Below are 24,088 nucleotides of genomic sequence, written 5' to 3'. Positions count from 1 at the left end.
ATTTCACTACACTTTATTGTTGTGATGAAAATGGTATGCAGCAGTCCGACCAACGGAAAACGTTATACACAAATGTTGTATCTTTCCCCGAGCCTGGAGCCATACGACCAAGTCCATACTTGAGATAGTTTTCCCCTAGTGGATGGCAGCATGTTCCTTCTGTCTCTGCTACTGGAAAAGCTAACTGAACCTTATACTGTGATTTAGGTATAGTAGGGTTGTATAGATACTCGCACATTGCGTCCTTTCCCATCGTCTGAGGACTTAACCCCAAACGGTGTGATTTTGCAATTGCCCTCTGTGTTACCAACGATGAAGCTTGTATTGGATTATCAGCTGCACCTGTAATATTGCCTGTCAACGGGTAAAGGGAACCGTCACAACCAGCGCAATGCCAAAGTTTAAGACTACCTTCACCAGTTGCCATTATTTGAGCACAGTCATAAATACATAGAGCCTGTCCAACAGGATTTGCGAATGCTACAGCATCAGGATTTATCAGAAATGACATTAGATCGTCATACCACTCAACTGTCAAAGGCGACATAAACAATATATCAAGATCTACAACACCTGGTGACTTATCACACTCAGATACAGCAAGAACTTTCATCATTTTTAGTACTGGTGACGCAATGTAATTATAATGATACTGGACCATTTTTAGAGACTGATCCCCCGTTTGCGATCCATCTTGAACAGGAGCGTCGGCAGCTTTATTATCAGACGAGGTTCCTATATGGGTATAATCGTCATTCAGCTGAATGCCACCCAAAGTAGGAGAACAGTATGGGATTGTACTAACCTCCATAATTTGGTCTGGTTGGCGAAACCCTACGCTGAAACCAGGAGCAGGAATACCAAGGGCATCATCGCACGCACATAAGTAGTCCTCATTTGCCCCCTCCGGCGGATCAGTCATGCCAAAGAGAGTTATCGGCAATGAGCATGACCAGCACAAATCCGTCATCATCCCCTCAAAATACTTACTATCAGGACACTGAGAATCCATGCCAGCATAAGAAGGTGTTATAGATAGAAACGAAAACAGTCCAAACGTGACAATTGCGGTCAAACATTGTTTAGCAGATTTCAACATTAAAAGTGGCCTCCAACTTTTGAAAATAGAAGTAGACTATTTTGTCGAATACTTTCAGCTAGTTCGGGGTTTTGACTGGCTATAAAAACCCCAATTACAACACCAATTAAGATTTTCATTGTCATAGAATAATCCCTTGTATAGTGTCAACTAGTGTAAGAGTTACTTCACGTATATGGGCAGCTACATCAGGGCTATTACTTGCTAAAAATACACCGATCACTACGCCTACTAGTACTTGGAATGCTGCTACCATTACTTTGTCTCTCCTGTAATTTTTTCGTGGATTTGATCTAAGGTCTCAACGCCATACTCATGAATCCAGATACCTTTACCGCCGATAATATCGACTCGAATTGGTAGGCTAGTAATCTTGAAGCGATCTATATACGCAGGCTGCATCATATATATACGGCTATCTAACTCCTGCTGCAATTCACTGATACCTTCGAACTGTTTTTCGGCATCTAAGTGACTAACAATTACAATAGGATTTCCCTTATTGTCTTTCCATAATCTATCTTTAATTAGACTTTTCTGGCGGTCATCTCTTGGGTCGATAATGAACAAAGAATGTTTAACACCGTCAAATCCAAGTAGTGGATTAACAACATCGCCTTTTCTTGCCATTAGCTTAGTTCCAGCATAAACATCTTTAGTAAAGACAATTCGAGGATCTAGTTCGTAATCGGAATCTTCTTTAGGGACTGGTAATGAAGGAAAAGTCAATTTAGCGAAATAGTTTTTCACTGCTATTTCTCTCTGCTTCTTCCAGTCGATTTCAGCATACTTTCTTTGAAGTAATTCGAGTATATCTTCTTCAACAATTTCTACAGTCTGACTGATACTACCAAGATCTTTATATCCACTTTCCTCTCGACCCTTTTCTACGATCCACTCTGGCGACGCCGAACCTTGAGCAACAACCTCTACATCACCGCGGATGTAAACCATGGCGGGAGCCATTTTAATGTTGTAAGCATTGAACAAACGTGGATCAGTGATAATCTTTGGCGGAACTTTCATGTTCGCCTTTTGAAATAAAGTCATGAACCATTTTGATGTATCGATAATGCTCTGAGTGTTGGGAATCATTCCGCGAATCACGACTGTTGCACCAACACGTTTAGCTTGAACTAACACGTCGATGATGTTTTGTTCGTCCATTCCTGAGGTAATGAAGTAATATAGGTCCTCATTGTCTTTAAGAAGATCTGACTTTCCAGAATTTCCTCTAACCAACTCTAGATCTTTATCTTTCGAGTCCGGATATAGAGCGGCAATTCTTTTTTCCACCTTTGAACGGCCAGAATTCGCGATAGATTGTACCAATGCATCATATTCAGAAACATCTCTGGTCCATTCTGGCTGGTGCTCTTCCTTCTTTACAAGTTCTTTGACAACCTTATCTTGTTCACGGAACATCTTTGCGTCTTCTTTAGTAAAAACTACCGATCCAGGATACTTTTCATTCAAAGGGGTTTCAGTCGGTTCTTTCGATATTCCTTCTAGGTAATGTTTACTTGCATCATAAGCACTTTGTCCGTCTATCATTAAACCTTCAAATTGCTTATGCGTGCTTTTTAACGCTTCAATCTCGACTTGAGTTGGCTCATCTGACGCAATAGCACCACAAGCTACAACAAGACTGAGCATAGAAACGAAGGGACCTTTAAAATAATACATACGCTTTTCCTAGGATATATGAAGCATCTGCCAAGCCAACTACGCGGCTATCGAGTGAATACTGTGTATCACCCATGAGGAATAGTTCATTCCCCTTAAGATTCCACTCCGTTGGCAGATTCCTCTCTTTCTTTAATTTGTAATACTCTTTATTTGGTGGTGCATATTTCTTGAAACCATTACTGTTTTCAATATACATACCATCGTAAGTTACTTTCTGTCCCGCGACACCACCTACCATTTTAGTGTATCGATATTTATCCGGTAGAATGCCGTAATGACCTTCAATTGAAATTAGATCGCCAGGTTTGATTTCTTTGTCCTTTGTGTCCAAAAGATAGACCCAAGCACTTAGGCATCGTTGCGGCGTGATATCAATATTAACCTTGTAACGAGTCAAGAAGGCAGACAAGGCTCCGTATGCGCATAGACTTATCACGGCGCAAGTCACAAGTCTTTTGAGTACCGAGGTTTTGGGCTTAACAAAACCAATCGGCTCTCCGTTTAAAGCTAGTGAAGTCATTTACTGCTCTCTTTTTTGAAATTTGTATAAAAAAAGCCCCCGAAGAATCGAGGGCCTTGGCTAACTATTCAGTTAGTTTATTTTGCATCACTAAAACTTGAAGGAACGTTGTAAGTTAGCTCTTCAGTTACAGATTCATCAGAATCGTCAGTAGCTGTGAGTCTAACCGTTACTTGTGTGCGACCTGTAAGCTTGTCACCATCAAGGATATAGTCCCTTGTGCTACCTGATAGATCAAGTTCAGGGATTTCGATTTGATAACTTCGAACGTCGCCGTCTTCGTCATCACAGTCCGCAGTAAACTGGACAGAACTCGATCTCTCTCTGTACGTGATTTCACAAGTAGGAAGCTTGTTAGGCACTACCGTAATAGTTTGCGAAATTTCATCCGTTGCCCCGAGCTCGGATTCAGCAACAAATTTAAACGTGTAATCGCCTGCTTCCGTTGCTGTATAAAGTAGTTTTTCACTACCTTCACCAGTTAGAATCTTTTCTCCATTCACGAACCAAGAGCTCTGCTTAACACTATCTTTCTTGTGATTGTATATCACAGACGGACGAATAGAGATGTCCACAGGATATCTGTTTGTTGCATTACTTGTGCGAACTTTAAGTTTTACTTCTGCTGGATCTGGAGTTTCAGCTACAGAGTATACAGTGAATAGTTTTTCGTTTCCACGTTCATCTTTAATAAGAACTGCAAATTCGTTGTTACCTGAAGCGGTTACTTTATAGTAAGCACGCCCTTTGGTATCGCGGTTTCGCGTATCTGTTAAAGTAACGCCATCACGATTCAACCATTCAAACGCATACGTCATTTCAACTTCTGGCTCTTTCACCATATTTGCGTATACAGTCACTGTCGTTGGGGCATACAGATATTCTTGCTTGACCGTGATATCCCAGTCTGGGAATTCATAGGTAAGCACATCCATTACAGCTTCAGTTGTGGACTCGCTATTTGGCACTCCAACTAATTCACCCTTAATGAAAAAAGGTTTAGTTTGTCTATTTGCGGCCAAATCTGCGTCAGTTACCAAGTATTTAGCTGTTAGTGTGAACCGTCCATCTCTTTCTTCTACAACTGTGGTATCGATTTTGTCACCTGTTGGTGCATACCAAGACGCTGCTAACTTATGGCGAATATCTTTATCTACTGATATTTTCGCTACAAGTTCAGTTTCAAAGCCTACCTCAGATGTTTTATCAGTGTAGGAACGCACTTCAATTGGTTCCGCATCTTTAATACGAACCGACTCACGCTCCATTTCCCAACGGGACTCACCAGCCTGCTCAGTTCCAGAGAAAGCCACCTTAGCACAGACCTTTATCTTACTTGCTTCATTAACAACAAACTCATGCGTCAAATTACCAGGGACAAATGTTTCGCAGTTATCTGTACTCCAAAGAACATCATATGCTCTAGAGGCATCGTCTGGAACAACCTTGGCTACGTTAGTAAGGCCCGTAAACTCATTTGAGTATGTTACTAACTCAAATGATGGCACTTGGTAAACCAGAATATTATCAGTAACTATTGATGATTTAGCTTCTGTGTATTGGTTTACTACCTCAGCTTTGAACAGGTAATTACCAGCGTCATTTACTTTATAGCTGATAGCACGGCCTTTAAACCCTTCAAGCAATGTCCAATCTGGAGCGTCAGCCTTTTTCATGTACCAGTTAGTATGACCCCAAGCTTTTTTGTCAGCTTTGGCATCCATAATAACCTTGCCTTTATAAGTAAATGGTCTTGTGCCTTCAGTTGCCTTAGTCTCCAACGTAAAGTCTACAGCACCACCCTTTTGAACTTTGAGGGTCATCGCCTTACTTTCAATCGTTCTACTGTAACCTTCGTAGCCAGATATCACCGTTGCTACAACACGGTACCGGTATGACTGACTTCCTGTAAGACCTGATGTATCAACGCTAAATGTGTATTTACCGCTTTCAGGCAATTTAACGGGATTGCCAATATTTACATACTCTTTAGCTTCATTACGTTTTTGAAGTTGAAGCATCCATTCGCCATCAGTAGCTTTGTCGTACACATAGGAATCAGTGTCTTTATTCATTACACCGATACCAACAGGCATCTTGAAGTCTTCTGTATTCACCGTAGTTGCAGTAGAAAGATCAATATAAGCTTTCACTGTGTCGTTCGGTACATAAACCATCGAGATCTGTTCTGTCGTGTCACGAGCACTATCATGACGATAACCAGCTTTAACTGTTAGGTATGCCTGTTCCCACAATTTACCGGCATTTGTATACACTCGGAAGTACGAACGAGGCTCATATGATGTTGAGTAGCCTGACTGAGTGATATTTACTGTTATATCATCTCCAAATGGATTTTGGGCTACAATGGTTCCATCTGCATTGATCATTGATGCTCGAACCTCGGCCACTTTACCGCCCGCAACAGGTACAGCAAATGCTTGGTTAGCATCGTTTTCAATAATCTCGCCGTTTTTAATCGATAGTTCGATTTCTGGTACATCTAACGACGTTAGTTGCATCGTTTTTGGCGTTGTTACAGATGTTAGACCGTTTTTATCCAAGAAGTGAACGCGGTACTTGTAAGCAGGATTATTGTTATCCTTAGCAGGAAGGCCAACTACGTTAACTTTTCTTAGTAGAGCTGTTGGAGCCATTGAGCCATCGAGGTCTAGGAACTCAAGGTAGCAATGTAGCTGCGTTGAGTATTCAAAAGATGCATCTGCGGCACTTTCTGCATCGTTATAGAATACGCATTCACGAGTTCCACTACCAGATTCTTCCTGACGCAAATCTACAGACATTTCTTGAACGTCATCGTACGCTTCATCGTATCGAAGTTCTGCTGTAAACGGCTGCATAATAAATTTAGCAGTATCAACATGCGTTTGGCCTAAATCATCAACAACTGTTAGTTCGACTGTTGCCTCTTCGTTTGACGCGAGGTCTGAAGGGAATGTCGTTAATTGGTAATGTACACCATCACCATTTACATCTTCAAAAGTAACAGAAGTGCCATTAACTTTTACAGATTTGACAGTTAGATCTCTGAATCGACTAAATATTGCAAAGTCCACATCCTGAGGGAAGTATGCTGGGAAAATCCGAGCAATGTTAGCATCGTACTGTCGGTTATTTATGAAGAACAAATGTTCGTAACCAACGTTTTCTATTTCAATGTACTTATCAACCGTGATTGAATTATCTAAAGCATCCGAAACTGTGAATGTAACATTATATGCTGCATCATCCTCATAAGAGGCATCAAAATAGAATTTATAGTATTCGCCATCCTGCTCCGTTGAAACAGGCTTTAGGGTAGAGCTTGTCGGCGTCGATCGTGTCTCCCATAAGTATCTGTAGTTGGTACCATTTATATCCACATCAGGAGCTTCAATAAATGCATCTTCATCAGGAACGATTCTAGCTCTAGCTGTGAGGTTCCACCAATCATCTGTTCGTGAGTAGTGCGGTGTTTTTACAACCAAAACCATCTGACCATTTTCGGCTTTTTCAACAGTTGCACCCAAGTCAATCTGATCGTCATTATTCTGAACTAAATAACTATCGGCATAGCCAAAATATTCAGGCAATCTTGAATCCCATTTAATGGTGATTGGACGGACTACCTTTTGGTTGTTTTGAGAAAAGTATTCGTTATCTGCGTCAGCGTAAAGATTGATTGTCTTTTCACCGAAACGGTCGTCTTCTGAACCAAAAATCTGATCTGATAAATCCAACTCACAAGACTTATCAATACCAGTTCGAATATGACATTCAGTTATGCCTTCAGCTACAATTTTTCTGTCATAATCTTTTAGGTCAGTTGTTACATCGATACGGACTGATTTAGCAGCATCAGGAGTATTGATCTCAAAGGTATCACCACTTCCTGTTTTGTAATTGCTTCGGTAGTCAACACTATTTACTATCAAGGGTACTGGAGCAATTGCATTTACAATAACTGGCTCTGAGGGGATATCTACCGGCGTATTCGCTGATCCGGAAAAGAATACAGAGGAAACAGGAATTGAGGTATCCCCTATTTTCCCCAAAATTCCAGATAGCAAAAATTGAGAATTACCCTTTTTAGATGACTTAACCATGCTATACGGTGCAGTCACATCATAAGCACATACTAATTCTTCATCATTTTTCGCTGACTTTGCGTCGTCTTCGCTAGTAGTAAGGGTACAACCGCTATTATCTCCTTCAGATAAAGTTATTTCGACAGGTTCCACGAATGCTTCGACCTGAGTCTTTGGCATCGTGGCTACCACCACAGGCGCTTTTGTTTCTATTTCACCTGTCACCGTCACTGATTTCGCATTAGCTAATTGCACTGAAGCCAAACTGAGCGTGACTGCACAGGCTATAGAACTAGCGCGGAACGCTTGCTTTTTAGCCATATTTGTACATCTTCCCTGTCATTTCTGACAGTTAGTTGAGTTATGGGAGGGTTACCAATCAAATAATACACGATTTTCTATAAAATAATCTATGATCAGAGGAAATTAATTCGTAGTGCTTATAATGGGTTCAAGCAATATTTAACAGAATATATTAAGGAATCACTATGAACACTGCTACCGTTTACTTCCCTACTGGATTTCACAATGCTATTGAAAATCAGTTAGTTAATGACGACTTCGATATTCAGCAGATGAATTTCAAAGTCATTGAGAGCGAAGACTGGAATAAATATAGCGAAGATCACAAAATGGACATCATTTCTAAGTTCATTGCGAAAAACTTGTCAGATAAGTTACCCAAAGGAGTAAAAGTAGTGAGATCAACTTCGAGGGCTCACTACCTGGGTAACCGTAAACGCTTACTTACTGGCATGATGGATTACACTTTAGAATCAGAAACTTCTGGCGCAAAGGCTGAATTATCAGCTTCTTTAGTCATTCGACATTAGCAGCAGTTGTTTAATCAGCAGAAGCAGCTGACTGTACAGCCTGAGTAGTCCTTGACTTTTCTGTTATCTTTGGCGTTGTATACTGGCAGTAATTTGAGTTGTCGGTATACATAGCCAATGGTGGATAATCACCAGAAGCAAGTAATCTATCAGCTCGCCCCGCGGCCAGTCGTCTAAGTTCAGTATTTATTTGCTTCTTTGCGAGCAATAACAAAACATTCTTCGCGCCTTCCTTACCAAGACCTAGACTAGTTAAGCAATATTTTGTAGCACTCATCAATAAGTATGCGTTGTAAGCATCATCAGCATTTGAAGCAGTCAAAAATAGATCATGCGCACGAGAATGGACAAATAACTGCTCTCTAATTTCATCCTTCCCCTCAGAAAGACCATGAATCAAAGAAACCAGGTCATTTCTAACCTGAGTTTGCTTATCTCTTTGTCCAAGTATCGCCGGTTTGTGATCCAGGAATTGCTCCTCCATCACTGGCTTTGAAGAGTTAAGGTCTTCATTTTTGGGTTCAATCAGTTGAAACTCACCTGCAAATACTGTCGAGAATCCGAATCCAACACCAACAACCAAAGCTAATACTGTTCTTTTCATTACCAGCACCTTTATTGAGTTTCAACCTTTGCTATCTTGTCTTGCTTCATTAGGTAGTTAGCTAGATTCTCAAGGTTCTTTCCGTCCAAGCCGCCAGTTAGGGTATATTTACCAGATTCGTTCTTATAGACCACTCCAGGAGTCCCCGTTAGCCCCACCGCACGCATGATACTTGAGTTTTTGTTTAAACCAGCCATGATCTGCTGATCAGATGTCGCTGTGATTTTCAATTGACTTCTAAGAGCTTGCGACATTGCTTCGACTTTATCATCACTTTTAGCAATGGTTGCAATGATATCAGGAGTGTTTGGAGACATCCATGATAATGGTATATACCTGACATTCAGTCCTTTCTCGATATAAGGCTCTAAATTGCGTTCTAATCGCTTGCAGTACCCACAATGTGGCTCAACAAACACATACATAACTCCATCGTCATTTGTAGTCACATCATTACCAAGAATCAAACCGCCGTTATGAATTTCTTTGAAAGCTTCACCAATTGATGGCTTTAGTTTCTCGGTGTATTTATTAGCGATATTAATGCCATCACCCTGAATTAAAGCGCCTACATTTACGTAGTTTTGCTTCTCATTAACCCAATATAGATTGAATTGACCACTAGCAGTCCTTGTCAGTACAGCCCTTAGATCAGGGTATTCATCAACTGGTGTAGAGTCGATTATAGTAAAATACCCTTTTTCTTGAGCTTCTATCAAGACTTGAGGCATTTTGGGTTGTTTGGCTAACATTTCATTCTGGGCATTATCAGCATGAGCATTAGAAACGACAGAAAGAGACATACCAACCATTAGGGCTAGCGTTGAATATAGCTTTTTGCTTGGCTTCACTTGTTCACCTATTTATCATGTTCAGTTAGTTTTAAACATCTCCTGCATCATTATGTATAACGCAAAGTAAGACGCAGCAGCGACCTTCAATAGCGGTGTTGCGTCCTCTGGAGGCATACCTTCTGACATGACTAATTGACAAAGTGTTATCCTACTTTTATCAAGCACATCCCCTTGTAACTCAACTATACAAGATGACTCGATAAGTAAGGTTTCTAACTCATCTTTAAACTGGGTTCTCAGTGTTGAGCTTGTAGCAGCTGCTTCTAAAGATAGTATTTTTATCACATCAGAGATTGACAGGTCGTTCGATGGATGAAGAATTGCTCTTAGCAACACATCGAGTTCGTATTGTATGAGCAATACAAGCTCTGTGCCACCAATTTTCAATTCTTTTTTTAAACCAGCTAATGATTCAACATATTTCGAACATAGGTGCATTACTGCATCATGATCAGAGCGTTGGTTCCGCTCGGCAAATGTCTGACTATTCGTGATTTTACTAACAACGTCCGCTGTCAGTATTTTGATCTCAATTTTCTCTGTCATTCTCTTATAATTTTGTCTTAGTACTGAGGCGTTTTACAGAGATTCTAACAGTCAAATGGGGATTAGAAAAGCGAAGAGCCCGCGAACTGAATTTGGCGAGCTTTTTAGATATATTTTTACTGACCTTTATTGGTTCTTTTGTGCCACCCTTTAAGTCTCACTTCGGACACGTCTTTGTAGTTTGTAGAACTTAGGGTTTGCAATCATAATTCCGCTCTCATTTAGTGATGGTTTTGGCTTTCTATTCTTCATCCACTTAACCATATCTTCGTAGATCTCGTGCATGTAGGTAACACTTTCTTTCCATGCAGTATCAGCAAGTTCAACTAATTGGTATCGTTGATATTCATCCCATTCAATAAAGAGCAAAGCAAATTGGTCCTCTACAAGCTTAAAACTTATCAACTTTGCTGCGTAGTGATAAAAAGCCCCTTGAATCGAGTAAAGTTTGTCTTCTAGGTCTCGGTTAATCTGTGAGTCGGTTAATGAATGAATAGTCTTCACATCTAACAAAAAGTTCTCCAACTCATGAGACTGAGGGTTACGTTTAGACGTCACCCTATCTAATCTTGCTTTTATCCATACCTGATGCTTGGTATCGAATACAATGATTGTGAGCTCACTGTAGCCTTGGTTTTCAAAGTTACGCTTATAGAGGATTGAATCTTTGACGACTTTTGCACACTCATGTACCTTTTTCCAGTCATCATTACATAGATACCGTTTACCTTTAATACTGGATACCTTATCAAGATAATCAGGGTAATAAATTACATTAGCGTTGAATTCTTTAGCATAGGCAACCCGATCAGCTATAGATTTCCCTTTTGGTAAATCATTGTCGGCTAGATATTTTTGTAATTCGGAGTGATCAGCAATAACCACCCCACCAGACTTCGTAATATCTTTAGCTGTGCGCTCCGTAATGACGTTATAGTCCTTTTGATGCGGTTCTAGCAACAATCCGTGGAGCAGGTGACCAGCATTAAATGAACGCTCTAACTGTGGTGTGATGGTAAGCTCTTTCTTACCATCCATATATGCTTCACCGTCGTGTGGGTCTAATGCGAACTTTTTAATCCCGCTTGAACTAAACATACCTTTAATCGCGTGATACTCGTGATCTGGCATATCAACATAAACACCCTGAATGTATTCTCCTGTTTCAGAAATCCAGTTCTTTTTTCCATTACGGTCGTAAGCTGAAACAGGAGTTCCACCGCGTGTTAAGTTTCCAAATGCATCTTTTAGCGCACCCTTTATATTCGACGTAGGCGTAATAAGCCCCTGAAGAATGCTATCAACCTGATTATCTAGAACGACTGACATGATAATACTCCTGGACTATTTGGTAACTCAATTTCGGGATGTACTCATTGTATCTATAGCATCAAATATCCAATTGGCGCATCGATTAGATCAGAGGTCTTGATGTCCCATTACTACAAACCCATAGTTTCGTTCGTGCTTTACTTGTGTTAACCATGAATGCGGCAAATATTCTCGAACCATTAAATCGATCGTTTCTTGAAGGTGTTCCTCTCCCTTCTCTTTAGCATCCGAAATTGTTTTGATAACACTACTCAATTTTATGTAATCAGTTTCGATGTACTGGTCTTGTTCTAGTTCAACGGATTCAGAACTTACTTCGCGATTTGATTTGCGATAGTGCGCCTCGCCAGCACTTATATAGTTAGTGGCATCCCACTCGATGCTATAAGGTAATCTCATACCATTAAGGCTCTTCAGCAAATTTACCTCACAACCTAGCTTTGCTTCAGGTACCTCAAAATATTCTAGTTCGATTAGATCAACACCATCTTCTGACTTAACACGCTCGCTATCTGGCTCTAGGTTTTCAAATAGATCTTGGCGTAGTGCTTTTAGTTGTGCATAATCGTTTGAGATCAGAGTTAGTCTCACTGTTGTTTTATCTGACATGTTTTCCCTTACTGGTTAACATCTGTGAATTTTTGTGGGTAGCCCATATAAGCTTCTGCCCATTCTGGATGAAAACCACCGCCATTGAAGCCGAACGCTCTCATTAGGTCGGTGTTCACTCCACCAGACTTCCCTGGTCGCTCTAGTCGTGATGGGTTAAAATTATTGTTTCCGTCCTTCCTTAGTAGCGTTGAAGACATGTTCTCAAACTCTGTTTTTTTAGGATTAAGCCTGAAGTCACGCGGTCTTTTAAAAATTTTCCCGTTTATCATGTAACCTTCATCTGGAATCTTCGTTCCTACTTTAATCTCAACACCATCCTCGAAGTCACATTTAGTGTCACTATTACATTCAAGAAAATGAAGCGTCTTGACAGCTCTCATATGGCTTTTTGCAACTGGATATACAATGCTATTTCCGAGAGCATTTATCCTTAGACTACGTCCCTTAATTGACCTTGGCGTTTCTAGGTATAGTTTATCAATCTGCTCCTGTGTATACATGTTAAATGTCGGCACTACCTCTCCTGGCAAATAACACGCATCTTCACTTACCAACTTGAAAATCGACCTATGAGTTTTTGCGATCGGGCTATCCTTGCGGGCTGCAAAAATGAATAGCCTATGTCGGTAATGGGGGAAACCAAAGCAAGCACAGCTCACTACATTCCATTCAACTTGGTATTCCAACAGTCCGAATTTTCTAAGAAGAACATCCAATCCTTTGTTCGTTAGCAGCGGGCCATTTTCTAGCAACACGTACTCAGGCTCAAGGTTCTCCACCACATTCATTACATCGTAGATTACCTTTGATTTTTCACCATCAATACCTAAAGCATTACCATTTATATTTACACTTGTAATATTCTGACAAGGTGACCCGGCACAGACCATATTCGGCCATGGGACAACACCCTCCATAAAATCCGCCATGGTAAACTGTGAAAACGACTCCCACTCTGCAGGCACCTTGTCTTCATCCAGGTATTTTTGAGTAGAATTAGGTATTTCATCTGTAGCTAGATAACGTACATCACCTGAATTCTCCAGCTTTAAGTTTTGTTCCATGTGTTTGCAACAGAATTTATCGATTTCACTACCGCAAACTGATTCAAACCCACCTACAGCGCGACCTGCTACTGTAAATGCTCCCAGTCCAGTGCAAAGGTCTAGCACTTTCAAAGCCATAATCAAGTCCTGTCTGTCTCTATGTTCTCGGATTTTATTAACCACCAAACACATCTAATATGAAAAATCCTCTGATCAGTACCAGCAATGTTTTAAATTAGACTTCCTGGCAGTTAATTAGATCAAGATTTGTTTAATGATTTTTCCTGCGGTCTAACATTGTTTAGCGGCTTATAAATGCCTGATTTCACCTAAAACTACCACCGTGTTTTGCATTTAAGTTTGCTCTGAAATTGATACTCATCCCAGTAACAGCTCTTGGATCAGATTGACAGTATTAGTTGCATCGTGGACAATGAACCTGATATCTTTTTAATCAGTTCGAATCTAACTATGAACGATAATACCTTTACTATTGGGATAGTAAGGGCGTCTGGTTCTGTAAAACCAGAATTAGATCCCTTTGATTTCTATCCCATTGAAACTACCTATACTGGTGATCAGTATTCGAAGCACTTAGCATCAGCCGAAGAAGAGTGTGATGAGTTATTCATATTTTCGAATCACTATGGCGTGCTTCCTCTCGGGTATAGGGCGATTCCAGTCCCCGACGAAGATGAAGGGAACTTGGCTCAATGCGCTCAGTATCCAACAGTTTGTGCATTAAAAAAGCACATTTGTAGTTTCTTTGATGATGTAGACAGCAATGCGGTTACTTTCATATTTAATCTTTATGGGGATTTCCCACTATCATTTAGAAAAGCTATAGAGCAGTAAAAATGAAAACACTTTATTGGGTCGGTAAAAATGCCCCCAAGTATATGTCTGAATTTAAAAGCTACATTGATCCTGCGGTGATGCAAGAGGTTATTACCAATCCTTGCAACTTTCACCCCTCTGAGGATGATGTTGTTTTCATGTTCTCTACAGTTACTGATTGTGACTGTCAAAGCATGATGCAACAGCTAGCTTCAGCTAAAGTTGTTTTATTCATTGATGAGGAAGCTTTGATTAACAACAGACTGAAGAATGGTAAGCAGATATTAACTTTGCTTAGTGTTGGTTTTACACCTTTCAGTTCTGAACGATTTATACAGGCATGTACCTCAAACGAACTTGTTAGCTATTCATTTGCTGATTTTGACTATGAATTTCTTGAAAGACCATACCCATTGACCTTCGATACTTGCATTGAACAAATCAATGGTTGGTTCTCACACAGAAATCTATATGTTGATAACTTCTACGAAATCAAGAACATCCGTCAAATCCCATTTGCTGGTAGTACTAATGAGCAGCCCTATCAATCTGTGGCTGGTAGTCTTGAACAGTATTTTGTAGAGATCTTATTTCCTGCCAACGAGCATAAAAAAGATTATCAACAATACTCAGTTGCATTCCTTCAGCAGCTTGGGGCCAATCGAACAATCTCTACCTCTAACCAAATCAAACCGTTTCGTTCATATCGCGCTACCATCAGAGGTTTAGAAAACGTATTGCTTTATACATGCTTTGCCACTGTTACATCTACGAACACTGTCTCTCAGCTTTACATTTTATTGAGGTCTAAGAACGATGCAGTCCAATAATGTCGATATTAATGAACTGCCCTTTGCGGTAATCAAGATAGATCTCGATTTTAATATAATCGCGACTAACAATTACTTTAACCGTCATGTTGATAAACTTTATCAACATCAATTTGCAATTGGTCACAACTTTATTATCGCTAATACGGTAAGTAATGCATTGGCTGATAGGATCGTTGCAGCAGCACGTCAGAACTGCGACCAGTCTTTACTTTGGACAGAAGCTCCCCACCCTCTTCCAATGGTTTCTCCAAGCGTATCAGCTCCGTGTCCAATGTTTCTAAATACCAATATTCTTCTAGTAAATGACAGCATTGTGATAATGGCTAGTGACGCAACAAATGAAGCTCACGCAACGCACGAACATGAAAGAATTCAAAAACAATTGTTAAATGAGACTCACAGAGACCCGCTTACGAATCTCTATAATAGAAGATATATTTTGCAGCAGATCGAAAAGCATAAACGGCTTGCTAATCGTAAAAAGCAAGATGTGTTCTATGGAATCCTTTCAATTGATATTGATCATTTCAAGTCCATTAATGATACTCACGGCCATCTTGCAGGTGATGAAGTACTAAAATGGTTCTCTAGCATCTTACTTGATACTTTTCGTAATACAGATGTTGTATGCCGCATGGGTGGCGAAGAGTTCTTGGTCTTTTTCCCTGAACCAGAAGACAACCCGAATGTAGAAGCAGGCTGTCAGCGATTAATTGAACGATTAAATAGTGAACCTTTTCAATTTGAAAATTTACGATTTTATGTAACGGCTTCAATGGGCGGAGTGGCAGTAAGCACTAACGAACCAACGACAAACGCGATTACATTTTCAGACAAGCTATTGTACGAAGCAAAACGTTCCGCTCGCAATCAGGCTGTTGTAGCTCACATTCGTGATTCATTACCCAATGTGAATTTAGTTGGACCTCCTTGTAAGACTCAATTCGATTTATGTGTAATCAAGCCTGCGACAGACTGCCGTCAGCAACTTTAATTCCCTTACAAGGTTGAATTGGGGTGCATTTGCATCCCTTTTCTGTAATAAGATCACGATAATCTATGATACTTAAAGCTATTCTGATTAAGCATTTAATCATTGTGAAAGTTATTGTTAGTTAATGCTACTATCGAATCGCACTTTAAACTTACAACTATTTCGGACCTCAATCTATGTTTTTCACTCTACTTTCGATCATTACAACGGTTGTAGGCTTTCTCTGCATGGCCTACAGCGTGCTTTTCTATGAAAAGGTATACTGGCCCCTATTTGCTGTTGGAGTCGTCTTCCTAGTAATCGATAAGTACCTTATTCCTGATAAGAAGCACCCTCGACTACTAGATAATGATGAGCTCCTTGATATCGCTAATGTAATCGAAGGTCAAAACATCGAATTTACCATGCCGGTATATGAAGACACTCCAATGAAAGGACTGGTAAAAAATGGTTTCCGCGGTGATCTCGTTCTTTTCTTTGATGTTGATGGAGTATTGCACCCAAACCAGACTGAAACTATGGAGTTAAAAGATAAGCTTTTGACTCTGATTGAAGCCTTTCCGAATCTTGAACTCATCATGTGCTCCAACTGGCGAGAGTCATCACCTCAGGATTGGTTTGAGAAACGTTTTGGCGAAAAGCTATCCGAGCATTTTAAAGGTTGCACACCGATTCTTGAGAGTGGTGATTTTCGTAGACAACGGGAAGTGGAAGCATTTGTTGAGAAGTTCAGAGTTAAGCACTATGTAGTCGTTGATGATCGGGAAGATTTCTACCATCCAGGCTATACGCATCTTGTTTCTACAGACATATCAATTGGTCTTACCGATGATACAATTCATGAGTTAACAAGAGCTTTGTCTTAGTACATGTTCCTATTTCAGCCGACTCAGTCGGCTTTTTTATTGCCTTTGATTTACTTATGGCGCATTTAGAACTTCTAAAAGTTGACATCCTTCTTAGTGATTTAACGCGTTCCAATTGAGCCATTTAGCACTGAAAAACATCAATCCTTTCTACGTAAATCTTGACCGATTTAATATTCTGCAGGCTTATTCTTACGTGTGCATTTACTAACCCAATGCATTTTTACGCACTATAGATACAAAAAAAAAGCCCCTCGAAGTGGGAGCTTTTTGAGATTGAATTGAGGTCTGGTTCTTTATTTAATTTCGAAATCTTCAAGCGTCTGACCATTATCTAGTGCCTTCTGGATTTCAGAAGGTGTTCGCCCTTGCCCAGTCCAAGTGACTTCTTCACCGTTTCGCATAAATTTGTACTTTGGTGGGCGCGGTGGGCGTGTTGTTTTTTTGCTTGGCTTGGCCTGACCAGACAGTGCAGCGATCAACGACTCTACATCAATTCCGTCGGCTTCCACCTTTTTCATTACTTCTTGAAGTTTTTCTGCTTGTTGAGCTTCTTTAGCTGCCAGTTCTTCTTGTTCAGCTCTTCGTTCATCAACAACGATTGTTAGCTTTGTTAGCATTGCTTCAAGTTCTTCCAACGTATATTCGCGAGCTGAAACTCGAAGTGAACGCACATTGTTTAAAGGGTCTAGCTTATTCGTCATCTAATTTACTACCTTCCAGTTATATTAACTTGTGATTTGATCTTGTTAGTTTACTAAATCAAGTGTGCCTGGTGTACCATTCAATCTGAACCATACGGGTTCAACACCAATATCGAAAGTAAGATCTCGTTTATCTTGTAAAAGTGCCACCAGCACACCACCATGTTCTAAATGTGACTTAAGTAGAGGTGCACAATCATCTTCAGCAAAACCAAGTTCATCTATCACGTATGTGACGCTCTGATCACCAAGTAAATGTGCAATGCTAGTTTTAAACATGCGATGTTCTACTGATTTTTCGGCTTTTTCCAATTCTTCAATAGTGCTAATAAACTTCACATTCATACCATCAGAAGTTAACGCTAGACTCAGGGAAGTTTTCCCCGAACCTGACTGACCTTCTATACAAATGAATTTAGGTTTACCCTGAAGAACTAGGTCACCCATGGCACTCTCAATTCTTTTTATCGCCGGCTCTGCATCGACAACACGAACATGAGGGATCACTTGGTTTGCATGATGGATCACCTTATAACCTTCAACAGTTATCCGTTCTTCTTCCATTTTCATTTCTCCAATAGTTTGAGGCTCATTTCAATTTAAATTCAATCATTACCCTGTCACTAAATGCATTAGTGACGAAAAACCTTAAAGTCAGGTTCTATTTTTCGGGCCAAAACGGTTGATACGCAACAGATCAAAGCACAACATCCCATTGCAAAGACTAGAGGTAATATCTCAATAGCCGAGGACTCGGTCGGACCGTGCCCGAGCATGACCATGCGAAACCACGAGTGACCGATCATCGCGATTATAAATGGTCCGATTCCTAGAATCAGCTGCCTGAAAATACCTTTAAAGTTATTATTTACCGGCATTGTCAGGAAAACAGCGACTAACAACCAGTTACGAAGTAAGTAATCGGAAAAAGTAAATTGCTCGCCAAAATATGTAATTCCGATGAGTATTGCTTCAAAGCATAAAAAGTATACTGCATATGCTTTATACATAGTGTTGTACATCCTAACCTCAAATTACACTGTGATTATACGTCACAGTAACTATAACTATCGTACTTCATCAAACTGTTTATCACTATTTAGACTAATTAGATCACAAGCCATTTACTTTCGCAAACCAGTTTCTGATAGATGTTGGTTAAGAACTGGTTTGGATCGACCATATTATTAACTTTCAAAAACTACTATTCAGTTCTTTTGGCGATTAATAACCCTACTCAGTGATGAATGAAATTCACCTTTCAGGATTTGGGGTATGAGTATTTAAGCCACTGACTTATTGAACTATATGACCTATCTGTTTAGCTAAACTTCTAGCCCTATTAAGGATTATACCTGCAAACCTCAACGTGATCAGGCATCTTTGTTCATAGGATCAGATCAATTGTTTTTGTTTGGTAAATTTTACACTGCCTGTAATTCAAATTTAAACGATAAACACAGGCGATAAGACTATGTTCGATATCAATCAAATCACAAGCGGCATTCAGTTAGGTTTTGCAGCTAATGAGGAAACTACTCAGCCTCAACTTACCTCAGTTGTTGATATTAATGAATTATCAAACAATGAAGATAACAATGTAGTCTGCTCTGACTTCTATACTCGCTGTGTTTTATCTAAACCTAAAACACTGGTTCAACACTTCAATGCAATAATCAGCGCAATTGAAGAAATCAAATTAAACAATGACACGCCCGATCTGGATGCCGTTTACTCATTTACCGGCTTCGGCCCTATTCGTGAGGTCTTTGATACAGCAAAGGACAACCACGCCCACAGACGCGAACAGTTACTTGGTTTATTGACGAAAGAGGAATATTCTCTTGCCCGAGAAGCGACACTAACAAGCTTCTACACTTCGCATTGTATTAGTAATGCATTTTGGGACGGCATTATCAAAGCCGGTTTCTCAAACGGTCGCATCTGTGATCCTGCATGTGGCACAGGTCGTCTGATTGCACCTATCCCGACTGATATTAAATCAGACAGTCAGATTACACTTGTTGAGTATGACGGTTTAACGTTCCAGGCAGCGGAAGCGCTTTATCCTAACGCTACGATTCATAATGAAGAATTCCAAGACGTTAAGCTACCACAGCAAGATATCATTGTTAGTAACCCACCATTTAATAGTGCACTAACTAGCGACCGTACAGGTCTGAATATTAGCGGCCTAACTCTGCATGATATGTTTGTGATTAAGTCGCTTATGTCTCTACGAGATCAAGGCTTCTTCTTTGCAGTACTTCCTACGACCTTCTTAGATTCAGAAAATAACAAAGTGCGTAAGCAAGCGGCACAACTGGCTAACCTTGTCGGTGGTGTACGTGTACCTTATGAATTATTCGGTACTGAGTCAGCGACTAAAACCGCTGTTGATGTTCTACTGTTTCAAGCGACAACCACACCCGATTCTGATTGCAACTGGATCGAAGCCGAGGAATGTCAGCTAGATACCCTTATTTATCACGTAAACACGGCTGTTACTTCGGGCTTTATCAAAGACTTGTCTCAACCGACAAAGGGCTTTCTGTTTAATCGAGAGTCTGTTCTTTTTGGTGCAATCGAACCCGAGAACCTAGATAAGCAAGTTTATGATGCTGTTTACTCTGTAGCGTCACAGGCTAACTATGTTGATTTCACTCACGAGGATGCAGTTTCACAAGTAACCGTAGATCTAGCTAATCCTGAAACTGTACAGCCTTTTACATACAACGTTACCACTCAAGGCGAAATCGTATTTCAAAATGACCGTTCGTTCATTGAATGCGACATTCCACAAGGCGGTATGAAGTACAAGCGAATCATCGGCATGGTTGAGATCGCTAACGTGCTTACTGAACTAATGGACCAGGAAGCTAGCCACGTTGCTATTCCAGCTAAACTCGACTCGCTACGTCTTAAGCTCAACAGCCTTTATGATGCTTATGTCGCTAAATATGGTTTCCTAAGCAACCGAGCTAACACTCTGGCATTTAAACAAGATGCGCGTATCGGTATTGTTGTAGCTCTTGAAGAAGATTATGAACAGGGTATCTCAAAGAGCCGAGCAAAAGAGCTAGGTTGTGACCCTATCCCTGATACAGCAGATAAAGCAACAATCCTAACTGACCGCGCCTTTACTCCTTGGGAACTTCCGACAAGTGCAAAATCGCCAGAGGACGCGCTAGCCCTTTGTTTAGCATTCAAAGGTGGCATTGACTTTGATCTTATCGCTAGCTTACTGAATACGGACGTTAAGACCGCTCAGAGCCAACTTTTAGGAAAAGCTGTTTTCTTTGACCCTGAAGCTCAGGAGTATTTATTAAAAGAGGTTTACCTGTCCGGTGATGTTAAGAGCAAACTTGCGGAAGCTGAGGCACTAGAGCAGATTGACCCAATGATGGCGCTGAACATCAACGCTTTAAAACAGGTTATCCCTGCTGACGTTCCTTTCAGTAATATAGATGCACCAATGACCGCGCACTGGCTACCTCAGGCTTTGATTGTTGATTTCCTTGTTAAGACCTTTGGCTATAACGAATCACAGGTCAAGGTGTCTTATTCACTTGGCAAGTGGGGTGTTAAAGTCCCTACAATGTCGGGCAATGCTAAGGCTCTAGTAGATTTCAGCTGTAAGACTCATTCACTTGCTAAAATCCTCGACAAAATCTATTCGCATGGCGAGAAAATTGTTCACACAAAAGACAATAACGGGAATATTACCGGTGTCGATCATAAGGCTAGTGCTTCTCTTGCTCAGGCCATTAAGAAGATTGAACTAAAATGGAAAGATTTTATCGCTGTATCTGGTAACCGTGAGCAGATCGAAGAACTATACAACGAGAAAATTAACCGTTCTGCGCCTTTTGCTGCGTCATTCTCGGGTCACTTCTACTTTCCAGATAAGAACCCAAACATTGATTTTTACCCTCACCAGAACACCGCTATTAGACGCGGCCTGATGACTCGTGATCATGGCTTTCTGCTCGATATAGCTATGGGTGGCGGTAAGACCATGATTATAGCTGCCGTATATCACGAGTTTGTACGTCTTGGACTGAAAAATCGTTGTGGTATCGTGGTTCCAAACCACCTAGTCAATCAGACTGCTGCTGAGTGGTTACGCTTGTACCCTAATGACCGCTCAGATATGTTGATTTTGAACTCAGAATCAATGAGCCCGAAACACCGTTTAGATACTCTGCTAAGGCTGAAAACAGGCTCATACAAATACGTTATTATTCCGATCAGCACATTTAGAAAAATTCCGGCTCCTATCGATGCGGTTAAGACTGTTGTCACAAGTCGCTTAAGCGAGCTAGAAGAACTCAAAGAAAAAGCTGATTCTCGCCATACTGTACGTGACGTAGAAAACCAGAAACGCATTCTGAAAGAACAGCTGAAAGCAGTTACAAACGCATACAAAGGTGAAGATTTCGCAAGCCTTGGCTTCGATAGCCTTAGCCTGGACGAGTGCCAGATGGTTAAAAATAGTGGTTATGCTACTTCCCATCTACGCGGTGTTAAAGGTTTAGGCACCACAAAAGCAAGTCAAACAAGTATCGATGTAGCATTTAAGGTTCAATACCTGATCGACACATACGACAACCCAGGCGTTATGTTCTGTTCTGGCACACCGATCAGCAATTCACTAATTGAATGTTACGGCTATCTGCGTATGCTTGCGCCTCGCTTGCTTGAGGCGGTAGGCATTACTTGTCTTGATGATTGGTCAACTTCATTTACACGCATCACTCAAGATTACGAGGTTAACGCTGACGGTACGGTTAAACTGACAAGCCGAGTAAAAGAGTTCAACAACATTAAAGAACTTCAGGCTCTTTATTCTGTTATGGCCTACACGATCAGCCATGAACAACTCAAAGACCTGATCCCTAAAATCCCAGACGGCAACGGTGACTTGCACCCTGCAATTGTCCCAATGAATGGTGACAAACCTAAAACAAAGATTTCTTCTATCACGGATGAAACGCTTGATTACATGTTGAGCCTTGCCGAGCGAAGCAAAGACTTTGAAAGTTCGCCAGTGCTGAATGATAACGCCCTACTGATCATTAGTGACGCTCGTAAGGCTTCGGTTAGCCCGATGATGGTTAACCCGTATTCTGATGAAGTATTCAGCCAGAAAACTAAAGATATGATCATTAGCGTAGCTGCGAAATATCACGCTGACACGGTAGATAACAGCGTTCAACTTTGTTTTGTGGATATTGGCACCCCAGACCCGAAAAAGGACGCAGAAGAAGCGCACGTTCGCGCTCTACGTGCTCGTGTGGACAATGGCGACAAAGAGGCCGAAACAGAACTAAACCGTATGCGTGGCGTATCTGTTAATCTATACCGTCATATCAAACAAGCTTTGGTTGACCTTGGCGTTAAAGAAGATGAAATCGCCTTTGTTCAGGACTGCAAAACAGACGCACAGAAACAAGAGCTTTTCCAACTGGCTAATGTGGGTCGCAAACGTGTGATTCTATCCACTATGGAAAAATTAGCGACAGGTGCCAACTTACAAGAGCGGATCGCTGCTGTGCATTGCTTGTGTCCTCCTCTTCGCCCCTCTGATCTCGATCAGGCCGTTGCAAGAGCTATCCGCAAGGGTAACAAGTTATATGAAAAATACCTCGAGCTTTGCCAGGCTTACAGCGTAGATATTATTTACTATGCTCTTGACCGTTCTTGTGATGCTTGGCTTTACGGGATCTTAGAGGCTAAATCGTCCACCATCCGTGACTTTAGATCAGGGCAGCTCAACGCTCGTAAGATTACAATTGACGATGACGTAATGACCTATGCCGAAATCAAGGCCGCTGTGACAGGTAATAAAGCCTTACTTGAAATGCTACAGGTAGAAAGAGAGTTGTTTGAGGAAAACATTCTATACCGTGATTTCCTTGATAAAACCAGTTACGCAGAGCGTAAGATTCGCAACAACAACGACACCATTAAGAACCTTTCATTGTGCCGTGTTGATGTGAACAGCGATCACGAAGCACTAATCAAGAGTGTTCAAGAGGGTCAGCTTGCGCTAACGATGCTAAACCACCGATTTGAATCTCTTGATCAGAAAGTTGCGGAAGCTCTTTATATGCATTTCTCTAACTTCCGTAAGAAATGCAAAAACTCAGGCAATGAGAAAGAGCTTACACTGGCAACCCTAGCTGATTTTGAAATCGTAGCGAGAGCGTCAACATGGGGTCAGCTTGTATTCATCAGATCAACAACAACTAAGCGTCAGTTCAACATTGACAAGAACCTGTACACCAAGGCTAAGTTACTTCCAGCAATCATCAACAGAATGAAAGCTTTCCGTCAGGACATTGAAGCACTTAGCAACCGTATTGTAGACCTTGAGAATGAGAACAATGAACTTGCTCCGGTACTAGCGGAAGAATTTGATACATCAAAACTCAACCGTTTAGAAATGCGTAAAATTGACCTGATCGCTGAACTGGCAGATGCAAGCAACGATGATACTAACAAACCATTAGAGCAAGTTGCTTAAGTCTTAACATGGGGCAATGATAATTTTATTGCCCTTTTTTTAAAATATTTTGAACTTAATAAAAGTACTGGGATCGTAGAAATGAATACCTTTATAAATTCA

18 protein-coding genes are annotated in these 24,088 nt (G+C 40.8%); 6 read left to right on the top strand and 12 right to left on the bottom strand.

Annotated elements, in window-relative coordinates:
* Positions 1–13 precede the first annotated feature (13 nt).
* From H735_RS10555 to H735_RS10540, 4 genes are all read right to left on the bottom strand, one after another.
* On the bottom strand, positions 14–1,099 hold the full coding sequence (locus H735_RS10555) for a TraU family protein (RefSeq protein WP_020194622.1): 1,086 nt from the start codon (positions 1,097–1,099) through the stop codon (positions 14–16).
* Positions 1,100–1,354: 255 nt separating this feature from the next.
* Positions 1,355–2,785: a TrbC family F-type conjugative pilus assembly protein gene (locus tag H735_RS10550; protein WP_020194619.1), complete on the bottom strand. Its 1,431-nt coding sequence runs from the start codon at positions 2,783–2,785 to the stop codon at positions 1,355–1,357.
* Positions 2,772–3,308 carry a S26 family signal peptidase gene (locus tag H735_RS10545; protein ID WP_020194618.1) on the bottom strand — a complete coding sequence of 179 codons (537 nt, stop codon included), beginning with the start codon at positions 3,306–3,308 and terminating at the stop codon, positions 2,772–2,774. Before H735_RS10545 ends, H735_RS10550 begins: the two co-directional genes overlap by 14 nt.
* Positions 3,309–3,385: 77 nt before the next feature.
* Positions 3,386–7,717, bottom strand: a complete 4,332-nt coding sequence (locus H735_RS10540; RefSeq protein WP_020194617.1) for a hypothetical protein — start codon at positions 7,715–7,717, stop codon at positions 3,386–3,388.
* 167 nt (positions 7,718–7,884) lie between these two features.
* On the opposite strand from H735_RS10540, the gene H735_RS10535 reads away from it, so the two are divergent.
* Positions 7,885–8,229, top strand: coding sequence for a hypothetical protein (locus tag H735_RS10535; RefSeq protein WP_020194616.1), 345 nt, complete (start codon positions 7,885–7,887; stop codon positions 8,227–8,229).
* A 10-nt stretch (positions 8,230–8,239) separates the two neighbouring features.
* On the opposite strand, the gene H735_RS10530 is transcribed toward H735_RS10535, so the two are convergent.
* The 6 genes from H735_RS10530 to H735_RS10505 form a co-directional block, all read right to left on the bottom strand.
* A complete protein-coding gene (locus H735_RS10530; protein WP_020194615.1) occupies positions 8,240–8,833 on the bottom strand; it encodes a hypothetical protein in 594 nt (197 codons plus the stop codon).
* A gap of 11 nt (positions 8,834–8,844) precedes the next feature.
* Positions 8,845–9,684, bottom strand: a complete 840-nt coding sequence (locus tag H735_RS10525) for a thioredoxin fold domain-containing protein (RefSeq protein WP_020194614.1) — start codon at positions 9,682–9,684, stop codon at positions 8,845–8,847.
* 21 nt (positions 9,685–9,705) lie between these two features.
* Positions 9,706–10,233, bottom strand: a complete 528-nt coding sequence (locus tag H735_RS10520) for a hypothetical protein (RefSeq protein ID WP_020194613.1) — start codon at positions 10,231–10,233, stop codon at positions 9,706–9,708.
* Positions 10,234–10,383: 150 nt separating this feature from the next.
* Entirely contained in the window at positions 10,384–11,562 is a 1,179-nt protein-coding gene (locus tag H735_RS10515) for a PD-(D/E)XK nuclease-like domain-containing protein (RefSeq protein WP_020194612.1), read from the bottom strand.
* Positions 11,563–11,652: 90 nt separating this feature from the next.
* Positions 11,653–12,174: a hypothetical protein gene (locus H735_RS10510; protein ID WP_020194611.1), complete on the bottom strand. Its 522-nt coding sequence runs from the start codon at positions 12,172–12,174 to the stop codon at positions 11,653–11,655.
* Between the two features lie 8 nt (positions 12,175–12,182).
* On the bottom strand, positions 12,183–13,361 hold the full coding sequence (locus H735_RS10505; protein WP_020194610.1) for a DNA cytosine methyltransferase: 1,179 nt from the start codon (positions 13,359–13,361) through the stop codon (positions 12,183–12,185).
* 333 nt (positions 13,362–13,694) lie between these two features.
* Between H735_RS10505 and H735_RS10500 the strand changes: the two genes are divergently transcribed.
* The 4 genes from H735_RS10500 to H735_RS10485 all read left to right on the top strand — a co-directional run bounded on the left by H735_RS10500 (position 13,695) and on the right by H735_RS10485 (position 16,753).
* Positions 13,695–14,078 (top strand): hypothetical protein, encoded by a 384-nt coding sequence (locus H735_RS10500; protein WP_020194609.1) that lies wholly within the window; start codon positions 13,695–13,697, stop codon positions 14,076–14,078.
* Between the two features lie 2 nt (positions 14,079–14,080).
* Entirely contained in the window at positions 14,081–14,890 is an 810-nt protein-coding gene (locus tag H735_RS10495) for a hypothetical protein (protein WP_020194608.1), read from the top strand.
* Positions 14,877–15,887 carry a GGDEF domain-containing protein gene (locus H735_RS10490; RefSeq protein WP_020194607.1) on the top strand — a complete coding sequence of 337 codons (1,011 nt, stop codon included), beginning with the start codon at positions 14,877–14,879 and terminating at the stop codon, positions 15,885–15,887. The genes H735_RS10495 and H735_RS10490 overlap by 14 nt, the downstream gene beginning before the upstream one ends.
* 176 nt (positions 15,888–16,063) lie before the next feature.
* Complete coding sequence (locus H735_RS10485; protein ID WP_020194606.1) at positions 16,064–16,753, top strand: HAD domain-containing protein; 690 nt, start codon at positions 16,064–16,066, stop codon at positions 16,751–16,753.
* Between the two features lie 296 nt (positions 16,754–17,049).
* On the opposite strand, the gene H735_RS10480 is transcribed toward H735_RS10485, so the two are convergent.
* Positions 17,050–17,457: an H-NS family histone-like protein gene (locus H735_RS10480; RefSeq protein WP_020194605.1), complete on the bottom strand. Its 408-nt coding sequence runs from the start codon at positions 17,455–17,457 to the stop codon at positions 17,050–17,052.
* Between the two features lie 45 nt (positions 17,458–17,502).
* Entirely contained in the window at positions 17,503–18,021 is a 519-nt protein-coding gene (locus H735_RS10475; protein ID WP_020194604.1) for a P-loop NTPase family protein, read from the bottom strand.
* 910 nt (positions 18,022–18,931) lie between these two features.
* Between H735_RS10475 and H735_RS10465 the strand changes: the two genes are divergently transcribed.
* Entirely contained in the window at positions 18,932–23,986 is a 5,055-nt protein-coding gene (locus tag H735_RS10465; RefSeq protein WP_020194602.1) for a DEAD/DEAH box helicase family protein, read from the top strand.
* Positions 23,987–24,088: the final 102 nt, after the last annotated feature.

The sequence above is a fragment of the Vibrio owensii CAIM 1854 = LMG 25443 genome (genome assembly GCF_000817815.1).
GTDB lineage: Bacteria > Pseudomonadota > Gammaproteobacteria > Enterobacterales > Vibrionaceae > Vibrio > Vibrio owensii.
The sequence above is the reverse complement of the archived record's forward strand: the minus strand, read 5'-3'. Positions and strand labels throughout refer to the sequence as shown.

What these genes read in the sequence shown, in the direction of transcription:
- H735_RS10490 (WP_020194607.1), top strand. Translation starts at nt 14,877, where the DNA reads ATGCAGTCCAATAATGTCGATATTAATGAACTGCCCTTTGCGGTAATC.
- H735_RS10500 (WP_020194609.1), top strand. Translation starts at nt 13,695, where the DNA reads ATGAACGATAATACCTTTACTATTGGGATAGTAAGGGCGTCTGGTTCT.
- H735_RS10550 (WP_020194619.1), bottom strand. Translation starts at nt 2,785, where the DNA reads ATGTATTATTTTAAAGGTCCCTTCGTTTCTATGCTCAGTCTTGTTGTA.
- H735_RS10535 (WP_020194616.1), top strand. Translation starts at nt 7,885, where the DNA reads ATGAACACTGCTACCGTTTACTTCCCTACTGGATTTCACAATGCTATT.
- H735_RS10510 (WP_020194611.1), bottom strand. Translation starts at nt 12,174, where the DNA reads ATGTCAGATAAAACAACAGTGAGACTAACTCTGATCTCAAACGATTAT.
- H735_RS10480 (WP_020194605.1), bottom strand. Translation starts at nt 17,457, where the DNA reads ATGACGAATAAGCTAGACCCTTTAAACAATGTGCGTTCACTTCGAGTT.
- H735_RS10540 (WP_020194617.1), bottom strand. Translation starts at nt 7,717, where the DNA reads ATGGCTAAAAAGCAAGCGTTCCGCGCTAGTTCTATAGCCTGTGCAGTC.
- H735_RS10485 (WP_020194606.1), top strand. Translation starts at nt 16,064, where the DNA reads ATGTTTTTCACTCTACTTTCGATCATTACAACGGTTGTAGGCTTTCTC.
- H735_RS10515 (WP_020194612.1), bottom strand. Translation starts at nt 11,562, where the DNA reads ATGTCAGTCGTTCTAGATAATCAGGTTGATAGCATTCTTCAGGGGCTT.
- H735_RS10555 (WP_020194622.1), bottom strand. Translation starts at nt 1,099, where the DNA reads ATGTTGAAATCTGCTAAACAATGTTTGACCGCAATTGTCACGTTTGGA.
- H735_RS10520 (WP_020194613.1), bottom strand. Translation starts at nt 10,233, where the DNA reads ATGACAGAGAAAATTGAGATCAAAATACTGACAGCGGACGTTGTTAGT.
- H735_RS10475 (WP_020194604.1), bottom strand. Translation starts at nt 18,021, where the DNA reads ATGGAAGAAGAACGGATAACTGTTGAAGGTTATAAGGTGATCCATCAT.
- H735_RS10495 (WP_020194608.1), top strand. Translation starts at nt 14,081, where the DNA reads ATGAAAACACTTTATTGGGTCGGTAAAAATGCCCCCAAGTATATGTCT.
- H735_RS10505 (WP_020194610.1), bottom strand. Translation starts at nt 13,361, where the DNA reads ATGGCTTTGAAAGTGCTAGACCTTTGCACTGGACTGGGAGCATTTACA.
- H735_RS10530 (WP_020194615.1), bottom strand. Translation starts at nt 8,833, where the DNA reads ATGAAAAGAACAGTATTAGCTTTGGTTGTTGGTGTTGGATTCGGATTC.
- H735_RS10545 (WP_020194618.1), bottom strand. Translation starts at nt 3,308, where the DNA reads ATGACTTCACTAGCTTTAAACGGAGAGCCGATTGGTTTTGTTAAGCCC.
- H735_RS10465 (WP_020194602.1), top strand. Translation starts at nt 18,932, where the DNA reads ATGTTCGATATCAATCAAATCACAAGCGGCATTCAGTTAGGTTTTGCA.